The following is a 20658-nucleotide window of genomic DNA, read 5'->3' as shown; positions in this document are numbered from 1 at the left end:
GTAGGTCCCCGGCCGCATCCGCATAAGCCTAGCCACCCCCTCCCCTCCAAGCGCAGATCAATCGGGTGGCGAAGCACCCCCGAGCATCAGGTATCGTTTACGTCGTTGCCAGGGAGCACCGCCGAAAAGCGGTCCTCAGGGCAGCAACCCCGGCGGTGTGCCCGAGCGGCCAAAGGGAGCAGACTGTAAATCTGCCGGTTCTACCTTCCCAGGTTCGAATCCTGGCGCCGCCACGCTGAGGGAAACCCCCTCTGATCTGCGAGAACGTAGATCAGAGGGGGTTTCTGCGTTATCGAACATGATCTAGTGAGTGGAATCGAAACAAGGTGACTTGTCTCGCCGTGTCCCACCCGGATTCCGCTCCTGATCAGCCGGTGCCCCCATGCGTCCCCCGAGGGGCGGGTGGGCTGTCACTCAGCCTCGGTGGGCGACTTCTCCCGAGCCTCTGCCGGATCAGCCGTATGGCTGGAGGCATCGGCCTCAGCCCAACTGGGCCCCTCTGCCCATTCCTTGCGTGCGACTCGACGTGTGTCGGGGTAGTGGCCCTTTTCGAGGTCTTCGAGGAGGCCGGGGTGGGACGGCTTGCCGGTCGACAGCCGTGCGATATCGAGGCGGTGTACTGCGGGCCAGCGATTGGCGCCGTCGCCGATGTAGCCGGAGACACCCTTGGCGCGGGCGATGGCGACCAAGGTGCCCACCCAGGCGTCGTCCTTCTCGCCGTGGCAGGTCTCGGTGGATGGCGGCCGGGGTTGGGGTCGGGTGCTGTCGGTGCGGCTGCTGCCCGCCGGGCAGACTGAACTCATGTCATCGCGTCGTAGGAACTGCCCCGAGTGCCGTCGAGAGATCGCCGTCGTCGCGGGACGGTTCGCCCGGCATGATCCGCCTGGTGCGCGGGGGAGCGGGGAGCTGGTCTCGTGTCCTGGGTCGCGTCGGCCGGCGCAGCTGGGGGCGGCCCAGCCGACGCTGGACGGGTACTCCGTGCCCGACTTTCCCGGGCAGCTTCCGTTGTTCTGAGCGGGTCGGCGGATGGCCTGTGTTCTGAGCGGGTCGGCGAATGGCCTGGCCCGGTCGGTGTCTAGTTCCCCGCGACCGATTTGAGCGCCACCGAAATCGGCGTAGAGCCGCTGATCAACTCCAGGGTCAGCCCGGCCGTCGCAGGAGTCTCCACCAGCTCCGCCAGGACCGCCGCGACATCGTCCCGTGGGACCGCTCCGCGGCCGGTCGAGGCCTCCAGGCGTACGAGGCCGGTGCCGGCGTCGTCGATCAGCGATCCGGGGCGCAGGATCGTCCACTCCAGGGACGTACGACCGCGTACGTACTCGTCGGCCTCGCCCTTGGCGCGCAGATACAGGTCGAAGACGTCATCGCCCGGGTGCGCCGGGTCCGCGCCCATGGACGACACGACGACATGGCGTCGTACGCCCGCTCGTTCCGCGGCGTCGGCGAACAGGACGGCGGCGCCCCTGTCCACCGTCTCCTTGCGGGCCGGACCGCTGCCCGGGCCCGCGCCCGCCGCGAAGACGGCCGCGTCCGCGCCGTGCAGATGGGCGGCGACCTCCTCCACCGAAGCCGACTCCAGATCGCAGAGGACCGGCTCGGCACCGGCCGCCCGCAGATCGTCGCCCTGCTCGGCGCGGCGGATGATCCCCGCGACCTCGTCACCGCGCGCGGCGAGCAGTCGCTCCAGCCGCAGCGCGATCTGACCATGACCTCCAGCGATGACAATGCGCATGTTTCCGACCGTACGCCCGGATGGACCCGTTCGCCGCACGACCCTGGGGACAACTCAGGGGTCTCTTGAGTTGTCCACAAGGACGCGCGGCAGCGGAGGTCGTCGTGCCCTCGGCCCGCGTGGTGAACAGGGGGCGTTCGGACGCTGGTTGCGGCTGTGCGCGTACAACGTGTGGCGTGGTGGACGGCGGTTGTGGTCAGGAAGGCTCTCCGCGTCCCTGTCGGGGCAGGTCCAGACCCGTCGCTGCCGCCGAGTTGCAGTACTCCCGCACCGCGCTGGTCCGTGCCACCACGCGCCCCCGGTGCACCACGATCCGGCTGTACGCGAGCGACAGCGCCCCTGCCAGCCGGTTCCCGCGTACCGCGAGCAACTCGGCCGGGAAACCCGCTTCCACGCGCACCTCGGGCAGCCCGAGGGCGGCCCGCGCGTCGGAGCTCACGGCGTCGTACGCGTCCTCGGGGCGCAGACCGTGCCGTGAGGCCAGTAGGTACGCGGCCTCCAGGGGGTCACCGCGGCCCACCGGGTTCGATACGTCCCGGAGGGCGCCGCTGCCCGCGGCGATCCGTACCCCGGCCGCCCGCAGCATCCGTACCGGAGCCGTTCCGCGCCGGTCCACGCCCCCGCAGCCGCCCTGCGGCAGGCACACCACGGTCACGCCCGCCGCGGCGAGTTGATCGGCCGCCCGGGAGGCCACCTCGGACGGCAGCCGGCCGAGGCCGCCGCACGGGCCGAGCGTCACGCCGGACCGCAGGCCGCCCGACATCGCCGCGAGCCGGGCGAGCCGGGCGGGGTCGGAGGCGTCCGTGTGCAGGTCGACCGGGCAGCCGTGTTCCGAGGCGAGTTCCAGGACCGCCTCCACGTACCCCGTCGGATCCGGGTCGGCGTCCGGGCAGCCGCCCACCACCGAAGCGCCCATCTTCACCGCGTCCCGCAGTATCGCGAGCCCGTCGGCACCGGCGACCCCGGTGAGCACCCGCGGCATCGCCACCGTCGTCAGCTCGGCCAGCCCGCGCAGTGCCCGCCGCGCCTGGAGCACCGCCACCAGCGCGTCGAGACCCTGTACGTCGCCGACGCGCACGTGCGAGCGCAACGCCGTCGCCCCGTGCCCGAGTTGCAGCAACGCGGCCTCGGTGGCCCGGCGCTGGACCTCCTGGGTGTCGTACGAGAGGGGACCGTCGCCGTCGGCCGTCAGGGCCATGTCGCCGTGTGCGTGGGGCTCGGCGGGGGCCGGCAGGAGCAGGTAGCCGTTGAGGTCCACCTTCGCGGCGCGCGAGCCGGAGGCGGGTGTCGCCAGGCTCCCGGCGGTGCCGACCGCCTCGATGCGCCCGCCGCCCAGCCGCACGTCCACAGTCCGGCCGTCGGTGAGCCGCGCTCCGCGCAGCAGCAGGGTGGCGGTGTCGGTCTGTCCCGACGAGGAGTGGGGTGGCTGCGGCTGACTGTCGGGCATCGCGCTCCTGGGGCTCGGGGGCGGCTGCGGGCGAGGGGCGACTGTGGAGGTGGGTGCTTCGGTGGGGAGGGGCGACCGAGGAGGCGGGCGCTTCGGTGGTGGGGGTGTGGGGTGGCTGGGGGGAGGAGTGGGAGGTGGCCGGGTGGAGGAGTGGGGCGAGGTCGTGGGTGGTGAGGGGCATGATCACGCAGCGTGAGTCGAGCCTAGGGTGGCGAGCCCTCCTCGTCCGGGAGGAGCGCAATAGTCGTACCGGTGTGGTCCGTGCACGGACAGAAAGCGGGAAACGAGAGCCGGACACGCGAGTCGGGGCAGCCGGGCGGAGTCGCTGGTCGGCGGGACGGAGCCGCTGGTCGGCCGGGCGGAGAGGCTGGGACCGGGGCTGTCGACCGGGCTGTGTGCCCGTGATCCGTGGGGCGGGAGCGGCCGGAGTCGCGGCCGTGACGCACCGTTCGTGAGGGGCCGAAGGAGCGGCGGGGAACGGCTGGTAACAGGCCGGGGCGGGTGCCGCGAAACGGATTTGGGCGATCGGCGGGCGAGCGTGTAATGTCTTCATCGCTCGCCCCAATAGCTCAGTCGGTAGAGCGTCTCCATGGTAAGGAGAAGGTCTACGGTTCGATTCCGTATTGGGGCTCTGGTGTGAGGGGCTCCCGTCGCAAGACGGGGGCCAATCGCATCACAGCGGTGTAGCTCAGTCGGTAGAGCAAGCGGCTCATAATCGCTGTGTCACCGGTTCAAGTCCGGTCACCGCTACAGACAGTAGCCGATTGTGGGGTCGGTCCTTCGATCGGCTACTCTTCTATGCATTAATGTCCCATCCGTTCGTCAAGGAGCACTCCTGTGGCTGCCACCGACGTCCGCCCGAAGATCACGCTGGCCTGCGTGGAGTGCAAGGAGCGGAACTACATCACCAAGAAGAACCGGCGTAACGACCCGGACCGACTGGAGATGAAGAAGCACTGCCCGCGTTGCAACGCGCACACCGCGCACCGCGAAACGCGATAAATCAGGCTCGTACACGAGGCCGTCCCCAGTAACGGGGGCGGCCTCGCGTCGTTCACCGGCCGAGTGCCGACGTGCGAGTGGTCGTCGAGCAGTCGCCGACAGTCCTCGTACGGGCATCGGTCCGAGAATCGCTGCACCGGCTGAAAACCAGGAGGTACCGAGCCCATGGCGCTCGACCAGTCCTTCGTGGGGCGGTCCTACCCGCCCACCGATCCCTATGAGGTCGGTCGGGAGAAGATCCGCGAGTTCGCGGAGGCCGTGGGGGACACCAACCCGGCGTACACGGACCCCGAGGCCGCCAAGGCGCTCGGGTACTCCGATGTGATCGCCCCGCCGACCTTTGTGTTCGCGATCACCTTCAAGGCCGCGGGGCAGGTCGTCCAGGACCCCCAACTGGGTCTCGACTACAGCCGCGTGGTGCATGGTGACCAGAAGTTCGCCTACACCCGTCCGGTGCGCGCGGGCGACCGGCTCACGGTCACCTCGACCATCGAGGCGATCAAGTCCATGGCGGGCAACGACATCGTGGACATCCGTGGTGAGGTCCACGACGAGGCGGGCGAGCACGTGGTGACGGCCGTCACCAAACTCGTGGCACGAGCGGCGGAGGAGGGCTGACCATGACGGCGAAGATCGCGTATGACGACGTCGAGGTCGGTGCCGAGCTGCCGGCCCGGACCTTCCCCGTGACACGCGCCACACTCGTGCAGTACGCGGGCGCCTCCGGCGACTTCAACCCCATCCACTGGAACGAGAAGTTCGCGGTCGAGGTCGGTCTCCCCGACGTCATCGCGCACGGCATGTTCACCATGGCCGAGGCGATCCGTGTCGTCACCGACTGGGTCGGTGACCCGGGTGCGGTCGTGGAGTACGGCGTCCGTTTCACCAAGCCCGTCGTCGTCCCCAACGACGACAAGGGGGCGACCATCGAGGTCAGCGGCAAGGTCGCGGCCAAGCTGGACGACAACACCGTCCGCGTCGACCTCACCGCGATGAGCGCGGGGCAGAAGGTCCTGGGCATGTCGCGAGCGGTCGTTCGGCTGGCCTGATGGCCGGCACGAGAAGCGATGGGTAGGAGCGGGTAAGGGGCGTCGGCCATGGTTGGCGCCCCTTACGTGCGTCTGGTTGTGTTTGGTCGCGCCAGGCCGTACCTGGCTGTACCTGGTTCGTCCGTCCGCGGTCCGGTTGTCTGCGGGTTCCCGTGGTCTGTTGGTCGTGGTCCGGTTGTCTCCGGGTCCCGTGGTCTGTTGTCCGGGGTCCGGTTGTCTCCGGGGTCCCGTGGTCTGTTGTCCGGGGTCCGGCTGTCTGCGGGGTCCCGTGTTCTGTTGTCCGGGGTCCGGCTGTCTGTCCGTGGTCTGTCGTCTGCGGTCCGGCTGTCCGCCGAGGGGTGGGTCGGGGCCGTGGCGGTACGTCGAGCCCGTCGCCGCCGGATCAGACGTGGGCCGGGCAAGGGAGCCGCCGCTCGATCCGAACGTGAGCGACGGGCTTGCGACGCACCGCCACGGCCCCTCACGTCGCATGGCGGCTGCGGGTGGTCGGTGGCCGCGGGGTCACTCGAAGCCGCTCTCGTCTACCGCTTGACTTAGTTAGTGATTGGGCACTAACTTAGTCGCATGGTCAGGATGAGCGCAGACGAGAGGCGCGAGAGCGTCATCCGCGCGGCGATCGCGGAGTTCGCCCGGGGTGGTTACTACGGGACCTCCACCGAGTCGATCGCCAAGCGTGTGGGTGTCTCGCAGCCGTATCTCTTCCGGCTCTTCCCCGACAAGCGGGCGATCTTCCTTGCGGCGGCGCAACGCTGCATGGAGGACACCAACCGCACCTTCGAGGAGGCCGCCAAGGGACTGGAGGGCGAAGACGCCCTGCATTCCATGGCGGACGCGTACATGAAGAGCATCGCGGAGCACCCGGAGCAACTGCTGATGCAGATGCAGATGTACGTCGCGACCGCTGCCGCCGAGCAGGCCGGTGACCGCGAGCTCGGTGAGGTCGTACGGGCCGACTGGATGCGACTGTGGGAGACGGCCCATCTGCCGCTCGGTGCCGACCCGAACGAGACGACCGGCTTCATGGCGTACGGAATGCTCATCAACTGCCTGGTGACCATGGGCTTTCCGCCCGAGCACAAGGTCTGGGAAACGGTCTATCCGTCGGCGCGGCCGAAGGGTCGAGTGGAGCAGTAGGTAGGGAAAGCGGGAAACGGGCGGGGGAGGCGGATGTCGGCGCCCTTTTTTGCCCGCGAAAGTTAGTCAGTGATAACTAATTATAGGGAACGATCGCCCTTAGGGGGAGCGATGTCACAGCAGACCGCACGTCGCGGGGGAGCAACCTGGGCCCTCATCATCACCAGCGTCGCCGGATTCATGGCGGCTCTCGACAATCTCGTCGTCACCACCGCACTGCCCTCCATCCGTAGGGATCTCGGCGGAGCGCTGGACGACCTGGAATGGACCGTGAGCGCCTACACGCTCACCTTCGCAGTCCTGCTGATGTTCGGCGCGGCGCTCGGCGACCGGTTCGGCCGTCGTCGGCTCTTCCTCGTCGGTCTCTCCGTCTTCACCGGTGCCTCGGCGGCCGCCGCCATGGCGCCCGGCCTCGACTCGCTGATCGCCGCCCGCGCGGTCCAGGGCGTCGGCGCGGCGATCATGATGCCGCTCACGCTCACCCTGCTGACGGCCGCGGTGCCGGCCGCCAAGCGAGGCATGGCGTACGGGATCTGGGGCGCCGTGAACGGACTCGCGGTCGCCTCCGGGCCCCTCATCGGCGGCAGTCTCACCGAACACGTCTCCTGGCACTGGATCTTTTGGCTGAACGTTCCGCTGGGCCTCGCCCTGCTGCCCCTCGCCCGACTGCGGCTGGCCGAGTCCCACGGCACCGGCGCCCCGCTCGACATCACCGGCACCCTGCTGGTCAGCGGCGGTCTGTTCGGGATCGTGTACGGCCTGGTCCGCGGGCCCGCCGAGGGCTGGACCAGCCCGATCGTCCTGACCGGTCTGCTCGCCGGTGCCGCGCTGCTCGCCGGCTTCATCCTCCACGGCATCCGCGCCAAGAACCCGATGCTGCCGATGCGGCTCTTCCGCTCCCGTGCCTTCGCCGGGATCAACGCCGCGAGCCTGCTGATGTTCCTCGGGATGTTCGGCTCGATCTTCCTGCTCAGCCAGTACATGCAGGGCGTCCTCGGCTACTCGCCCACCCAGGCCGGCCTGCGGATGCTGCCCTGGACCGGGATGCCGATGCTCGTCGCGCCGATCGCCGGGTACCTCTCCGACCGCGTCGGCGGGCGTCCCGTGGTCGCCACCGGACTCTTCCTGCAGGCCGCCGGGCTCGCGTACTACGCCTCCGTGGTCGCCGCCCACGCCTCGTATGCCGCCCAGTTGCCCGCCCTGATCGTCAGCGGCATCGGAATGTCCCTGTACTTTGCCCCGGCCTCCAACCTGGTCATGTCCAGCGTCCGTCCGCAGGAGCAGGGCATCGCCTCCGGCGCCAACAACGCGCTGCGTGAGGTGGGCGGCGCGCTCGGCATCGCGGTGATGTCCTCGATCTTCTCCGCGCAGGGCGGCTACGGGACCGCGCAGACCTTCGTGGACGGTCTGCGGCCCGCGCTCGTGGTGGGCGCGGCGGTGGTCGCCCTGGCGGGCGTCGCGGCGCTGTTCATTCCGACGGCGCGGCGTGCGGCTCGGACCCGGGTCGTCGCCTCCGAGTCGCCCCAGGGGCAGGATCTGGCCCAGGCGCCGGTTCTGGAAACCGCCTCACGCTGAGGCAAGGGAAACCGCTTCGCGGTGAGTGGGAGGGCAACCGCTCGCCGGTAGAGGGTCCAGGATCCAAACCCTTGATTGGTCCATCCCGTACGTACCCAGAAGCGGCCCCGCCTCGACCGGCGGGGCCCTTCTCGTACTCTTGAGCCCGTGCAGGAACTCCATGACGCCCCGCTCGCCCCGCTGACCACCTTCCGGCTGGGGGGTCCCGCGACCCGGCTGCTCACCGCCACGACCGACGCCGAGGTGATCGCCGCCGTCCGAGAGGCCGACGACACCGGTACGCCGCTGCTGGTCATCGGCGGCGGATCGAACCTGGTCATCGGCGACAAGGGCTTCGCCGGGACCGCCCTGCGCATCGCGACCACCGGCTTCGCCCTCGACGGTACGAGGCTGGAGCTGGCGGCGGGCGAGGTGTGGACCGACGCGGTCGCCCGGACCGTCGAGGCCGGGCTCGCCGGCGTCGAGTGCCTCGCCGGGATCCCCGGCTCCGCCGGCGCGACCCCGATCCAGAACGTGGGCGCGTACGGCCAGGAAGTGTCGTCCACCATCACCGAAGTGATCGCGTACGACCGTGGGGCGCGCGAGACGGTCACCCTGGCCAACGCCGACTGCGCCTTCTCGTACCGCCACAGCCGCTTCAAGGCCGACCCCGAGCGGTACGTCGTGCTGCGCGTCAGGTTCGAGCTGGAGGACGCGGACGGGCTGTCGGCGCCGGTCAAGTACGCCGAGACGGCACGCTCCCTCGGGGTCGAGCCCGGCGACAGGGTGCCGCTCGCCACCGCCCGCGAGACCGTCCTGAAGCTGCGCTCCGGCAAGGGCATGGTGCTCGACCCCGAGGACCACGACACCTGGTCGGCCGGGTCGTTCTTCACCAACCCGATCCTCACGGACGAGGAGTTCGCCGCGTTCCACGCGCGCGTGGCCGAGCGGCTGGGCACCGATGTCGTGCCGCCCGCGTACCCGGCGGGCGAGGGCCACACCAAGACCTCCGCGGCCTGGCTGATCGACAAGTCCGGCTTCACCAAGGGCTACGGCTCCGGACCCGCCCGGATCTCCACCAAGCACACGCTGGCCCTCACCAACCGGGGCCGGGCCACCACCGAGGACCTCCTCGCGCTGGCCCGCGAGGTCGTCGCGGGCGTCCGCGATGCCTTCGGGATCACCCTCGTCAACGAGCCGGTGACGGTGGGCGTGGAGCTCTAGGCAGGGCTCCGGTTCTGGTACGCGCCTCCTAATACGCGACTCCGACGCCCTGCTTCACCGTCCCGGGATCGTTGATCATCGCCAGCATCGCGTGCGCCACGTCGGCGCGCCCGATGAACCGACCCTTGAGCGGGAAGCCTCCGACGACCGTCCGGTACGAGCCGGTCACCGGCTTGTTCTGAAGGCGCGGCGGGCGTACGACCGTCCAGTCGGTCGCGCTCCGGGCCAGTTCGCCCTCCATGGCCGCCAGGTCGGCGTAGACGTCCTTCAGGATCAGCGAGACCAGGCCCCGCGCGGCGCGGTCGGCGAACGCCGCGCCCTCGGGGTCGGGACCGACCGGCCCCGCGCTCACCACCAGCAGCCGGCGCACCCCCTCGGCCTCCATGGCGCCCAGCACCGTACGGGTCAGCCGGGTCGCGATCCCGGCGTCGTTGCGGGTGCGGGCGCCGAGCCCGGAGAGGACGGCGTCCCGGCCCGCGACCGCGGGGCGCAGCGCCTGCGGGTCCGTGAGGTCCGCGCGGAACACCTCCAGGCCCGCACCCGTGACGGTCAGCCGCGCCGGGTCCCGTACGACGGCCGTGACCTGGTGGCCGGAGTCCAGCGCCTGCCGGACGATCTCCTGGCCGATGCCGCCGGTTGCCCCGAAGACGGTGAGTTTCATGACGTGATCCCCCTGGATGATCGGGTGGGTGAGTATTCACTCACCTCTGCTTGCTCCTAGAGTGGGTAAGCACTCACCCACCCGTCAAGGCCGAACAGGGGTGAACATGGAATCCTTGGGGCCCATGCAGCAGAAACCGGCCCGGATCCGCATCCTCGAGGCGGCGCACGAGCTCATGCTCACCATCGGCCTCGCCCGCGCCACGACCAAGGAGATCGCCAAGGCCGCGGGCTGCTCGGAGGCGGCGCTCTACAAGTACTTCCCGAGCAAGGAGGAACTGTTCGTCAACGTACTCAAAGAGCGCTTGCCCCAGCTGACCCCGCTGCTGGCCGACCTCGCGGCCGAGCCGGGCCAGGGCACCCTTCTGGAGAACCTCACCGGGATCGCCCGCCAGGCGGCCCTCTTCTACGAGCAGAGTTTTCCGATCGCCGCCTCCTTGTACGCGGAAACGCAGCTCAAACGTCGGCACGAGGAGTCGCTGCGCTCCATGGGGTCCGGCCCCCACATGCCCATCCGAGGTCTCGACGCCTATCTCCGCGCCGAACAGGACGCGGGCCGGGTCCGCGCCGGGGTCGACACCTACGCGGCCGCCTCACTCCTGCTGGGCGCCTGCGCCCAGCGCGCCTTCGCCTACGACTCCACGCAGGAGGGCAAGCCGCCGCCCGTGGACGAGTTCGCCCTGTCGATCGCCCGCACGCTGCTGGGCGGAATCTCCGTTGCGGACGAGCCCTCGTGACGGTCAACCTGGCCCGATGAGACAAGCCCCCACGGCCGTGCGACGCTCCCTGTGCGGCTGAGCGTCACGGAGTTCACGCCCCGCGTCGGCCCCCGCGCCTACCGGGTCGTCCAGCCGCGTCCGCTGCTGCGGCACACCACGCTCAGCGACCCCTTCGAAGGCTGGGGCTACCTCGTGGGCGACCACGACGGACTCGCCCGCCTCGCCGCGCTCTTCTCGTTCGCGGCGTTCTCCCGGCACACGATCGTGTACGTCCCGTTGCGGCGGAGCATCACCAGGGCCTTTGCGCCCGGGGTGCCGGTCGACCTCGTCCTCGCCCACCGGTCGCCGGGCCTGCGGGCCTCCGCCTGGCCCGAACTGCGCCGTCGGCTGCGTGCGGGCACCCCGCTCACCGTGCGCACGGACGAGGAGCGCACCGCGGCCCACGCGGCCGGCTGGGAGGCGCGCTGGGAGCAGGGCTGGGACCGCCTCGACGCGCGGGACCGGATCCATCCGGCCGTACACGCGGGGACGCTCTTCCTCCTCGGTGCCCGCGACACCTTCGCCTCGGCCGCCACGCACCTGGAGGCGGCGGCCGGGTTCGGGCCGCGTGGGAAGCGGGCCGTCAAGGGGCAGGACGTGCTCGTCGCCTCCCTCACCCGGCACCTGCCGCCGTCCCGAGGCCGTCACGTCGAGCTGGACATCGGCTTCCAGGCGTATCCGCCGTACACCCACTTCAGGCGACCGGGGCGGCCAGCCAGTCGTCGATGCCCGACAGCAGCTTCTCCTTGACGTCCTTGGGGGCCGCCGTGGCCCGCACCGACTGGCGTGCGAGCTCGGCCAGTTCCGCGTCCGTGAAGCCGTGGTGGTGGCGTGCCAGCTCGTACTGGGCGGCCAGCCGGGAGCCGAACAGCAGGGGGTCGTCGGCGCCGAGGGCCATCGGGACTCCGGCTTCGAAGAGGGTGCGCAGGGGGACGTCCTCGGCCTTCTCGTAGACCCCCAGGGCGACGTTCGACGCCGGGCACACCTCGCAGGTGATGCCGCGGTCCGCGAGCCGCTTCAGCAGCCGCGGGTCCTCGGCGGCGCGCACACCGTGCCCGATGCGGGTGGCGTGCAGGTCGTCCAGGCAGTCGCGGACCGACGCCGGGCCGGTCAGCTCGCCGCCGTGCGGCGCGGACAGCAGGCCGCCGTCCCGCGCGATGGCGAAGGCCCGGTCGAAGTCCCGCGCCATGCCCCGCCGCTCGTCGTTGGAGAGTCCGAAGCCGACGACGCCACGGTCCGCGTAGCGCACGGCGAGCCGGGCCAGGGTGCGGGCGTCCAGCGGGTGCTTCATGCGGTTCGCGGCCACCAGGACGCGCATCCCGAGCCCGGTCTCCCGCACGGCCGAGTCCACCGCGTCCAGGATGATCTCCAGGGCCGGGATGAGCCCGCCCAGGCGGGGCGCGTACGAGGTCGGGTCGACCTGGATCTCCAGCCAGCCGGAGCCGTCCTTCAGGTCTTCCTCGGCGGCCTCGCGCACCAGCCGCTGGATGTCCTCGGGCTCTCTGAGGCAGGACCGGGCCGCGTCGTACAGCCGCTGGAAGCGGAACCAGCCGCGCTCGTCGGTCGCCCGCAGCCTGGGCGGTTCGCCGCTGGTCAGGGCGTCGGTGAGGGCTTCGGGCAGCCGGACGCCGTACTTGTCGGCCAGCTCCAGCACGGTGGTGGGCCGCATCGAACCGGTGAAGTGCAGGTGCAGATGGGCTTTCGGCAGTTCAGACAGATCACGTACGCGCTCCATTCCAAAATCCTGCCGTACGTTCCCGCCGTGTCGGTAGCGCTTTCCTCGTTAGTGGTCTTGCTCGCACGAAGAAGCGGGCCGTTTCCCCCGGGGGGAAACGGCCCGCACACACGCGTGGAGCGCGAAAACGTCAGTCCCGTGCCTCGGCCAGGAGCTTCTGGATCCGGCTGACGCCCTCGATGAGATCCTCGTCACCCAGGGCGTACGACAGGCGCAGGTACCCCGGGGTGCCGAAGGCCTCACCCGGGACGACCGCGACCTCGGCCTCCTCCAGGATGAGCGCGGCCAGCTCGACCGTGTCCTGGGGGCGCTTGCCGCGGATCTCCTTGCCGACGAGGGCCTTGACCGAGGGGTACGCGTAGAAGGCGCCCTCGGGCTCGGGGCAGAGCACGCCGTCGATCTCGTTGAGCATCCGCACGATGGTCTTGCGGCGGCGGTCGAAGGCCTCGCGCATCTCGGCGACGGCCGTCAGATCGCCGGAGACGGCGGCGAGGGCGGCGACCTGGGCGACGTTGGACACGTTCGAGGTGGCGTGCGACTGGAGGTTGGTCGCGGCCTTGACGACGTCCTTCGGGCCGATGACCCAGCCCACGCGCCAGCCCGTCATGGCGTACGTCTTCGCGACGCCGTTCACGACGATGCACTTGTCGGCGAGCTCGGGGACGACCACCGGGAGGGAGTGGAATTCCGCGTCCCCGTAGACCAGGTGCTCGTAGATCTCGTCCGTCAGGACCCACAGGCCCTTCTCGGCGGCCCAGCGGCCGATCTCCTCGATCTGCTCGCGGCTGTAGACCGCGCCCGTCGGGTTGGACGGGGAGACGAAGAGCAGCACCTTGGTGTTCTCGGTGCGGGCGGCCTCCAACTGCTCGACCGAGACGCGGTAGCCGGTGGTCTCGTCGGCGACGACCTCGACCGGGACACCGCCGGCGAGACGGATCGACTCCGGGTACGTCGTCCAGTAGGGCGCCGGGACGATGACCTCGTCGCCCGGGTCGAGGATCGCGGCGAAGGCCTCGTAGATGGCCTGCTTGCCACCGTTGGTGACCAGGACCTGGGCGGCCTCCACCTCGTAGCCGGAGTCGCGCAGGGTCTTCGCGGCGATCGCGGCCTTCAGCTCGGGGAGCCCGCCGGCCGGCGTGTAGCGGTGGTACTTGGGGTTCGAGCAGGCCTCGATGGCGGCCTGGACGATGTAGTCCGGGGTCGGGAAGTCGGGCTCACCGGCGCCGAAACCGATCACCGGACGTCCAGCGGCCTTGAGTGCCTTGGCCTTGGCGTCCACGGCGAGGGTGGCGGACTCGGAGATCGCGCCGACTCGGGCGGAGACCCGGCGCTCGGTGGGAGGGGTTGCAGGGCTCATGGCACCCATCGTTTCAGACCGGAAACTCCCCCGGCACGCGGGTTTCACAGACTGAACAGCAAGAGAACAACCGTCCGGATCCGGATCCCTCACCGGTCGATCTTCGGCGGCCAAAGCCCGTACGGACACTTTCTGTTCGACGACCGGCTCCGGACCACGTACACTCTCACCTCGTTGGCCTTCACCGGCCGCACTCATCCGATGCACACCGAGCATCCGGGTGGATGCGGTACGTTGGGGGAAACAAAGGGTCGTAGCTCAATTGGTAGAGCACTGGTCTCCAAAACCAGCGGTTGGGGGTTCAAGTCCCTCCGGCCCTGCTACACACACCTTCGCCAGGATGTGTGCGCATGTACGTACTGCAATGCACCGCCGTGCGGCTCAACCGGGCGCGGCGCGGCCACGACCCGGAATCAGGTGAGGACGAGTGACGGACGCCGTGGGCTCCATCGACATGCCTGATGCCGAGGCGCCAGAGTCTCAGAAGAAGGCCCGCAAGGGCGGTAAGCGTGCCAAGAAGGGCCCGCTGAAGCGCCTTGCCACTTTCTACCGCCAGATCGTCGCGGAACTCCGCAAGGTCGTCTGGCCGACTCGCAATCAGCTGACGACGTACACCACAGTGGTGATTGTCTTCGTCGTCATCATGATTGGCCTGGTGACCGTGATTGACTATGGGCTCAACCACGCCGCCAAGTACGTCTTCGGCTGAGCCGAGAGCGAAGGGCGCCGTCACCGGCGCCCCTTTCGCGCGTTCCACCCCCATGTATCCAGGAAGAAGCAGCCACCGTGTCTGACCCGAACCTGAACGATGCCAGCGAGTCGGTCGAGTCCGTTGACGACGAGCTCGACATCGTCGAGGGCGCGGACGTCGTGGACGAGTTCGAGGCTGCCGATGCCGCCACCGGCGAGCCCGCCGAGGAAGCGGCCCTGCACGTCGAGGACGAGTCCGGTGAGGACGTCGAGGACGAGGACGTTCCCGACGAGGCCCTCGCTGAAGACGCCGAAGAGGGCGACGAGGAAGAGGCCGAAGAAGAGGCCGAGCCCGTCGACCCCGTCACCGCACTGCGCGAGGAGCTGCGCACGCTCCCCGGCGAGTGGTATGTCATCCACACCTACGCCGGTTACGAGAACCGCGTGAAGACCAACCTCGAGCAGCGCGCCGTCTCGCTGAACGTCGAGGACTTCATCTTCCAGGCCGAGGTGCCGCAGGAAGAGGTCGCGCAGATCAAGAACGGCGAGCGCAAGACGATCAAGCAGAACAAGCTCCCGGGCTACGTCCTGGTCCGCATGGACCTGACGAACGAGTCCTGGGGTGTCGTTCGCAACACTCCCGGTGTCACCGGCTTCGTGGGCAACGCCTACGACCCGTACCCGCTGACGCTGGACGAGATCGTCAAGATGCTCGCCCCGGAGGCCGAGGAGAAGGCCGCCCGTGAGGCCGCCGAGGCCGAGGGCAAGCCCGCTCCGCAGCGCAAGGTCGAGGTCCAGGTGCTGGACTTCGAGGTCGGCGACTCGGTCACCGTCACGGACGGCCCGTTCGCCACGCTGCAGGCGACCATCAACGAGATCAACGCCGACTCCAAGAAGGTCAAGGGCCTGGTGGAGATCTTCGGTCGCGAGACCCCGGTCGAGCTTTCGTTCGACCAGATCCAGAAGAACTAGCAGCTTCTGGACGTACGTCTTCCGAACAGGTCAGACGGGCTCACGCAGCCCGTCTGACCTGCTCGGTTTTTGGCCGCGCATGGATACCCGTTATCGTTGTGCGGTATGCCTCCATCCGGATGAACCGGGCGGAAGCTGAAAACTCTCACTAGGACCCGGAGAGAGCACATGCCTCCCAAGAAGAAGAAGGTCACGGGGCTTATCAAGCTCCAGATCCAGGCCGGCGCGGCCAACCCGGCTCCGCCGGTCGGCCCGGCGCTGGGCCAGCACGGCGTCAACATCATGGAGTTCTGCAAGGCCTACAACGCCGCGACCGAGTCGCAGCGCGGTTGGGTCATCCCGGTGGAGATCACGGTCTACGAAGACCGCTCCTTCACCTTCATCACCAAGACTCCGCCGGCCGCGAAGATGATCCTCAAGGCCGCGGGTGTCGAGAAGGGCTCCGGCGAGCCGCACAAGACCAAGGTCGCCAAGATCACCCAGGCGCAGGTCCGCGAGATCGCCACCACGAAGATGCCCGACCTCAACGCCAACGACCTGGACGCCGCGTCGAAGATCATCGCCGGCACCGCCCGTTCCATGGGCATCACGGTCGAGGGCTGACACCCACCTTCGTAGGAATCATGCGGCGCGAGCCGCACGTGGCAGGGCCTGCTCGGTCCGTACCACGACTCCTCAGAACACATCAGGAGCAGTAGTGAGCAAGCGCAGCAAGTCTCTCCGCGCTGCGGACGCCAAGATCGACCGGGAGAAGCTCTACGCCCCGCTCGAGGCCGTCCGTCTCGCCAAGGAGACCTCCACGAGCAAGTACGACGGCACCGTCGAGGTCGCCTTCCGCCTGGGTGTAGACCCGCGCAAGGCCGACCAGATGGTCCGCGGCACCGTGAACCTCCCGCACGGCACCGGTAAGACCGCCCGGGTCCTGGTCTTCGCGACCGGTGACCGTGCCGAGGCCGCACTCGCCGCGGGCGCCGACATCGTCGGCTCCGACGAGCTCATCGACGAGGTGGCGAAGGGTCGTCTGGACTTCGACGCCGTCGTCGCCACCCCGGACCTCATGGGCAAGGTCGGCCGTCTGGGCCGTGTCCTCGGCCCGCGTGGTCTGATGCCGAACCCGAAGACCGGCACCGTGACCCCGGACGTGGCCAAGGCCGTGACCGAGATCAAGGGCGGCAAGATCGAGTTCCGCGTCGACAAGCACTCGAACCTGCACTTCATCATCGGCAAGGTGTCCTTCGACGACACCAAGCTGGTGGAGAACTACGGCGCCGCGCTGGACGAGATCCTTCGTCTGAAGCCGTCCGCCGCCAAGGGTCGCTACATCAAGAAGGCCGCGATCAGCACCACGATCGGCCCCGGCGTTCCGCTCGACCCGAACCGCACCCGCAACCTCCTCGTCGAGGAGGACCCGGCCGCCGTCTGAGCCTTCCGCTCACCACGGTGACCGCGTCGCATACGCGTTCTTGGCACGGGCCCCGCAACCTTTCGAGGTGCGGGGCCCGTCCCCATTCCCGGATACGTGTGTCAGCGGGCTGCGTTAACGTGCAGCTCTCAGGATTCGCATAGGGGTGGGACGAATGAAGAGCACGAGCGTGCGCCGAGTGACCCTTTCGATCGCGCTGGTGAGCGCGCTGGCGGGGGTGGCCGCCTGTTCCTCGGGCTCCTCCGGAGGCTCCGGCAAGGACGACAAGGCGGCCCAGGACACGACTCACGTCAGCCCCATAGCGGCCCTGCAGTCGGCCGAGAAGTCCACCGACGGCGCCGACTCCGCCAGGATCGAGTCCACGACGAGCCTGGGCACGCTGATGTCCATGAAGTCGAACGGCTCCATGGGCTGGGGCGGCGGCCTCACCGGTGACATGACGATCACGTACACCGGTGGCACGCTGGCCGAGGCGATGCGCAAGACGGGCAGCACCTCCATGCAGGCCCGCTATCTGTCGGACGCCTACTACGCCAAGATGGGCGAGGCGTTCGCCCAGCAGACGGGCGGCAAGCACTGGGTCAGGTACGCGTACGAGGACCTGGCGAAGATCGCGGGCGGCTCCGGCGCGTTCCTGAAGGACCAGATGCAGAACAGCTCGCCGAACCAGTCGGTGAAGCTCCTGCTGGCCTCCGGCGATGTGAAGAAGGTCGGCGACGAGACGGTCCGCGGCGAGAAGACCACGCACTACGCGGGCACGGTGAACGTCTCGGACCTCGCGGCCAAGAGCTCCCACCTCACCGCGAGCCAACTCACCGACCTCAAGAAGCAGTTCACCCAGGCCGGCATCACGACGGAGGACGTCGACATCTGGGTCAACGGCAAGGACCTGCTCGTCAAGGCGGTCTCCAAGGGCGAGTTGTCGAGCGGCACGATGTCCTCCACGACGTACTACAGCGACTACGGAGTGAAGGTCGCCGCCGTGGCGCCCCCGGCGAGCGACACGACCGATTTCAAGGACCTGCTGAAGACACAGGGCCTGACGCCGGGCAGCGGCGACACTTCGAGCGGGTCGGGCACCACGAGCTGAGGCTCCGGGCGCCTGGAGGCCCAGGTGCCCATAGGCCCGGTACCAAGAAACTCAAGTACCAAGAAACTCAAAAGAATTCAGGAGACGCTCGAACCTCCCTGGGCTACGCTGCTGGCGCAGTCTGTGTATCGCTCATGTGTTCCCTGGGGGGATCCTGATGTTTTCTGTGCGTGACTCCGTACGTCATGGAGCGGCGGGGGCCGCGCTCGCGGCCCTGATCCTCGGAGGGGGCGCCGTCGCCTGTGCGAAGGGCGACGAGTCGCCGAAGATGACGCCCGCGGCGGCCGTGGCCAAGGCGGCGAAGAACAGCGAGGCCATCACCTCGCTCAGCTACCGGATGACCGGCAAGGTCCCGGAGTCGGGCCGCGTCGAGGCCCAGGCGTCGATGAGCATGAAGCCGCTGGCCATGAGCATGAAGATGACCGCTCTCGACCAGGGCGCCGACGGCAAGGTGGAGATCCGGGTCGTCGACGGGGCGATGTACCTGGGCGGGGGCGCGGCCGCCGCCAAGGGGATGGACGGCAAGAGCTGGATGAAGTTCGACATCTCCGGGATGGCGAAGGGCGCCAACGACTCCGGGGGCGTCGACGCGAGCAAGCTCTCCGATCAGGCCAAGCAGGACCCGTCCCAGGAGTCGACCTACCTGACCGGCTCAAAGGACGTGAAGAAGGTCGGCACCGAGAAGATCGACGGCGTGCAGACCACTCACTACAACGGCACGGTCACCCTCGACGAACTCCGCGCCGAGCTCAAGAAGAAGGACAAGGCGACGCGGGACAAGCGCGAGAAGAGCCTGAAGCAGTACGAGGAGCTGGGCGCCGACAAGCTCACGATGGACATGTGGGTCGGGCCGGACGACCACACCAAGCAGGTCCGGGTGCGTGCCGCCTCCGACAAGGGCCCGCTCGACATGACCATGGTCTTCCTCGACTACAACAAGCCGGTGACGGTGAAGGCCCCGCCCGCCAAGGACACCGTCGACCTCGCGCAGCTGATGAAGGACGCCCAGAAGGGCTGATCCGGCACTGAACCGCCGCTGAGACGAGGCGCCGTATGGCACTGAGCCGAGGCGCCGCCGAGTGCCGGGACGAGGCGCTGTCGAGCGGATTTGCTTGACAGTGACCCCGTCACGTACTCTTCCCCAGAAGCCAAAGACCGCTGGTCGTTGCCTTGCGCTCGCAAGAGGGCAGGGCGGCCGAAGGATCCGCTGAAACTGCGGACGACCCGCGTAGGTGACCGTGGATGTGCTCCCGGAGTTCGCTTGCCCAGCTTGCGGACCTACCGGTCGAGCTACGCCCCGTGCGCCTGCGCCGGGGCGTTTCGTTTTGCCCAGCCCCTTCTGAGCGGTCCTCATCACCCGGAAGGAGGCCGACGCTCTATGGCAAGGCCCGACAAGGCTGCCGCGGTAGCCGAGCTCGCGGACCAGTTCCGCAGCTCGAACGCCGCCGTGCTGACCGAGTACCGGGGTCTCACCGTGGCGCAGCTCAAGACGCTGCGTCGTTCGCTCGGTGAAGACGCCCAGTACGCCGTGGTGAAGAACACGCTGACCAAGATTGCGGCCAACGAGGCCGGGATCTCCACGCTCGACGACCTGTTCAACGGTCCGACGGCGGTCGCGTTCATCACCGGTGACCCGGTGGTGTCCGCGAAGGGTCTTCGTGACTTCGCCAAGGACAACCCCAACCTCGTCATCAAGGGCGGTGTCCTTGACGGCAAGGCGCTGTCCGCCGACGAGATCAAGAAGCTTGCGGACCTCGAGTCCCGCGAGGTTCTGCTCGCCAAGCTGGCGGGTGCCTTCAAGGGCAAGCAGACTCAGGCTGCCCAGCTCTTCCAGGCGCTCCCCTCGAAGCTCGTCCGCACCGTGGACGCTCTTCGTGCCAAGCAGGCCGAGCAGGGCGGTGCCGAGTAATTCGGCTCGCGCATTGACCGCCGCCTGAGCAGTTCCGCCTAGGCAGTGGTCGCAGCGGGCCGAAAGTACGCCCGCCTCACATGTACATCCGGCACCAGCCGAATAAGTGGAAGGATCGCCCATCATGGCGAAGCTCAGCCAGGAAGACCTGCTCGCGCAGTTCGAGGACATGACCCTCATCGAGCTCTCCGAGTTCGTGAAGGCGTTCGAGGACAAGTTCGACGTCACCGCCGCCGCCGCGGTCGCCGTTGCCGGTCCGGCCGGCCCCGCCGCCGTCGAGGCCGTCGAGGAGCAGGACGAGTTCGACGTCATCCTCACGGGTGCCGGCGAGAAGAAGATCCAGGTCATCAAGGTCGTGCGTGAGCTGACCTCCCTGGGCCTGAAGGAGGCCAAGGACCTCGTGGACGGCGCCCCGAAGCCCGTTCTCGAGAAGGTCGCCAAGGAGGCCGCCGAGAAGGCTGCCGAGTCCCTCAAGGGCGCCGGCGCCTCCGTCGAGGTCAAGTAGTCCCACGGGCCCGCTGAGGGCCCCTCGCGAGCTGATACAGGTCCACTAGTGCGCCTGTAACGCTGACGCACTGAAGAGCGATCACCCAACTGGGTGGTCGCTCTTCGGCGTTCCTGGGGTCCGGTGGCGGCTGCCTTGCACTGTCGGTGGCGACGAGTATGGTGATCTTCGTTGTTGCCTCCGGCCGAGCCCGTGACGGGCTGCAAGACGGGCTGCAAGACAGGTTGCACGTGACGATCGCGGCACTTGCTGAGGGCATGGGGGGCCTTGACGAACCGCACGCAGCGCGCAATTCTCAGGACGCGTCGTCACAACGATCCGGATCCGAGGCATGGATCGGTGGCGAAGAGGGCAGTATCGATGTGCATTGAGGGCGTGGCTTGCCGCAGGTGTTGAGAACAACGATGGTCTCAAAAA

22 protein-coding genes, 4 tRNA genes and 1 pseudogene are annotated in these 20658 nt (G+C 68.8%); 21 read left to right on the top strand and 6 right to left on the bottom strand.

Features of this window, described 5'->3' with window-relative positions:
• Window positions 1–151 precede the first annotated feature (151 nt).
• Window positions 152–233 (top strand) — tRNA-Tyr (locus ACZ7M3_RS09385).
• 360 nt (window positions 234–593) lie between these two features.
• Here the strand turns inward: ACZ7M3_RS09385 and ACZ7M3_RS09380 are convergent.
• Window positions 594–728, bottom strand: a pseudogene (locus ACZ7M3_RS09380) (3-beta hydroxysteroid dehydrogenase); the annotation flags it as partial.
• Between the two features lie 73 nt (window positions 729–801).
• Between ACZ7M3_RS09380 and ACZ7M3_RS09375 the strand changes: the two are divergent.
• A complete protein-coding gene (locus ACZ7M3_RS09375) occupies window positions 802–1014 on the top strand; it encodes a hypothetical protein (RefSeq protein WP_060901523.1) in 213 nt (70 codons plus the stop codon).
• Between the two features lie 61 nt (window positions 1015–1075).
• Here ACZ7M3_RS09375 and ACZ7M3_RS09370 read toward each other — a convergent pair whose 3' ends face one another.
• Both ACZ7M3_RS09370 and ACZ7M3_RS09365 read right to left on the bottom strand, forming a co-directional pair.
• Window positions 1076–1732 (bottom strand): SDR family oxidoreductase, encoded by a 657-nt coding sequence (locus ACZ7M3_RS09370; protein WP_355302973.1) that lies wholly within the window; start codon window positions 1730–1732, stop codon window positions 1076–1078.
• 196 nt (window positions 1733–1928) lie between these two features.
• Window positions 1929–3179, bottom strand: a complete 1251-nt coding sequence (locus ACZ7M3_RS09365; RefSeq protein WP_472061936.1) for an amidohydrolase family protein — start codon at window positions 3177–3179, stop codon at window positions 1929–1931.
• A 558-nt stretch (window positions 3180–3737) separates the two neighbouring features.
• On the opposite strand from ACZ7M3_RS09365, the gene ACZ7M3_RS09360 reads away from it, so the two are divergent.
• From ACZ7M3_RS09360 to ACZ7M3_RS09325, 8 genes are all read left to right on the top strand, one after another.
• Window positions 3738–3810, top strand: a tRNA-Thr gene (locus ACZ7M3_RS09360).
• A 46-nt stretch (window positions 3811–3856) separates the two neighbouring features.
• A tRNA-Met gene (locus tag ACZ7M3_RS09355) sits at window positions 3857–3929 on the top strand.
• 87 nt (window positions 3930–4016) lie between these two features.
• Window positions 4017–4181, top strand: a complete 165-nt coding sequence (rpmG, locus tag ACZ7M3_RS09350; protein WP_004571794.1) for a 50S ribosomal protein L33 — start codon at window positions 4017–4019, stop codon at window positions 4179–4181.
• A gap of 165 nt (window positions 4182–4346) precedes the next feature.
• Entirely contained in the window at window positions 4347–4799 is a 453-nt protein-coding gene (locus ACZ7M3_RS09345; RefSeq protein ID WP_060899260.1) for a MaoC family dehydratase N-terminal domain-containing protein, read from the top strand.
• A gap of 2 nt (window positions 4800–4801) precedes the next feature.
• Window positions 4802–5230 carry a MaoC family dehydratase gene (locus tag ACZ7M3_RS09340; protein WP_351302455.1) on the top strand — a complete coding sequence of 143 codons (429 nt, stop codon included), beginning with the start codon at window positions 4802–4804 and terminating at the stop codon, window positions 5228–5230.
• 564 nt (window positions 5231–5794) lie between these two features.
• Complete coding sequence (locus ACZ7M3_RS09335; RefSeq protein WP_388531688.1) at window positions 5795–6364, top strand: TetR/AcrR family transcriptional regulator; 570 nt, start codon at window positions 5795–5797, stop codon at window positions 6362–6364.
• Window positions 6365–6475: 111 nt separating this feature from the next.
• Window positions 6476–7939, top strand: a complete 1464-nt coding sequence (locus ACZ7M3_RS09330; RefSeq protein WP_472061933.1) for a DHA2 family efflux MFS transporter permease subunit — start codon at window positions 6476–6478, stop codon at window positions 7937–7939.
• A gap of 147 nt (window positions 7940–8086) precedes the next feature.
• Window positions 8087–9142, top strand: a complete 1056-nt coding sequence (locus ACZ7M3_RS09325) for a UDP-N-acetylmuramate dehydrogenase (protein WP_472061931.1) — start codon at window positions 8087–8089, stop codon at window positions 9140–9142.
• A 28-nt stretch (window positions 9143–9170) separates the two neighbouring features.
• Here the strand turns inward: ACZ7M3_RS09325 and ACZ7M3_RS09320 are convergent, their stop codons facing one another.
• Complete coding sequence (locus tag ACZ7M3_RS09320; protein WP_472061929.1) at window positions 9171–9803, bottom strand: NAD(P)-dependent oxidoreductase; 633 nt, start codon at window positions 9801–9803, stop codon at window positions 9171–9173.
• A gap of 124 nt (window positions 9804–9927) precedes the next feature.
• On the opposite strand from ACZ7M3_RS09320, the gene ACZ7M3_RS09315 reads away from it, so the two are divergent.
• Both ACZ7M3_RS09315 and ACZ7M3_RS09310 read left to right on the top strand, forming a co-directional pair.
• Entirely contained in the window at window positions 9928–10539 is a 612-nt protein-coding gene (locus tag ACZ7M3_RS09315) for a TetR/AcrR family transcriptional regulator (protein WP_472061927.1), read from the top strand.
• Window positions 10540–10590: 51 nt separating this feature from the next.
• Complete coding sequence (locus ACZ7M3_RS09310; RefSeq protein WP_472061925.1) at window positions 10591–11310, top strand: hypothetical protein; 720 nt, start codon at window positions 10591–10593, stop codon at window positions 11308–11310.
• On the opposite strand, the gene ACZ7M3_RS09305 is transcribed toward ACZ7M3_RS09310, so the two are convergent.
• Together ACZ7M3_RS09305 and ACZ7M3_RS09300 are read right to left on the bottom strand one after the other, a co-directional pair.
• Complete coding sequence (locus tag ACZ7M3_RS09305) at window positions 11255–12295, bottom strand: adenosine deaminase (protein WP_351302474.1); 1041 nt, start codon at window positions 12293–12295, stop codon at window positions 11255–11257. The two genes, ACZ7M3_RS09310 and ACZ7M3_RS09305, sit on opposite strands and share 56 nt — an antisense overlap.
• A 130-nt stretch (window positions 12296–12425) precedes the next feature.
• A complete protein-coding gene (locus ACZ7M3_RS09300) occupies window positions 12426–13652 on the bottom strand; it encodes a pyridoxal phosphate-dependent aminotransferase (RefSeq protein ID WP_472061923.1) in 1227 nt (408 codons plus the stop codon).
• 247 nt (window positions 13653–13899) lie between these two features.
• Here ACZ7M3_RS09300 and ACZ7M3_RS09295 point away from each other — a divergent pair.
• The 9 genes from ACZ7M3_RS09295 to rplL all read left to right on the top strand — a co-directional run bounded on the left by ACZ7M3_RS09295 (window position 13900) and on the right by rplL (window position 20241).
• Window positions 13900–13972: transfer RNA gene (locus ACZ7M3_RS09295), tRNA-Trp, on the top strand.
• 107 nt (window positions 13973–14079) lie between these two features.
• Window positions 14080–14361: a preprotein translocase subunit SecE gene (secE, locus tag ACZ7M3_RS09290; protein ID WP_067367170.1), complete on the top strand. Its 282-nt coding sequence runs from the start codon at window positions 14080–14082 to the stop codon at window positions 14359–14361.
• 77 nt (window positions 14362–14438) lie between these two features.
• A complete protein-coding gene (nusG, locus tag ACZ7M3_RS09285; protein WP_097225078.1) occupies window positions 14439–15314 on the top strand; it encodes a transcription termination/antitermination protein NusG in 876 nt (291 codons plus the stop codon).
• A gap of 168 nt (window positions 15315–15482) precedes the next feature.
• Entirely contained in the window at window positions 15483–15917 is a 435-nt protein-coding gene (gene rplK, locus ACZ7M3_RS09280) for a 50S ribosomal protein L11 (RefSeq protein ID WP_030359033.1), read from the top strand.
• Window positions 15918–16011: 94 nt separating this feature from the next.
• Window positions 16012–16737, top strand: coding sequence for a 50S ribosomal protein L1 (gene rplA / locus ACZ7M3_RS09275; RefSeq protein ID WP_472061920.1), 726 nt, complete (start codon window positions 16012–16014; stop codon window positions 16735–16737).
• 154 nt (window positions 16738–16891) lie between these two features.
• Window positions 16892–17827: an SCO4651 family lipoprotein gene (locus ACZ7M3_RS09270; protein ID WP_472061918.1), complete on the top strand. Its 936-nt coding sequence runs from the start codon at window positions 16892–16894 to the stop codon at window positions 17825–17827.
• Window positions 17828–17993: 166 nt separating this feature from the next.
• Window positions 17994–18845: an SCO4651 family lipoprotein gene (locus tag ACZ7M3_RS09265; RefSeq protein WP_472062201.1), complete on the top strand. Its 852-nt coding sequence runs from the start codon at window positions 17994–17996 to the stop codon at window positions 18843–18845.
• A 360-nt stretch (window positions 18846–19205) separates the two neighbouring features.
• Window positions 19206–19736 carry a 50S ribosomal protein L10 gene (rplJ, locus tag ACZ7M3_RS09260; RefSeq protein ID WP_060901499.1) on the top strand — a complete coding sequence of 177 codons (531 nt, stop codon included), beginning with the start codon at window positions 19206–19208 and terminating at the stop codon, window positions 19734–19736.
• 124 nt (window positions 19737–19860) lie between these two features.
• On the top strand, window positions 19861–20241 hold the full coding sequence (gene rplL / locus ACZ7M3_RS09255) for a 50S ribosomal protein L7/L12 (RefSeq protein WP_351302485.1): 381 nt from the start codon (window positions 19861–19863) through the stop codon (window positions 20239–20241).
• The last annotated feature ends 417 nt before the right edge of the window (window positions 20242–20658 follow it).

Source organism: Streptomyces sp. NPDC111656 (assembly GCF_055656965.1).
Note: the sequence above shows the minus strand (reverse complement) of the source record. Positions and strands in the feature narration are given on the sequence as shown.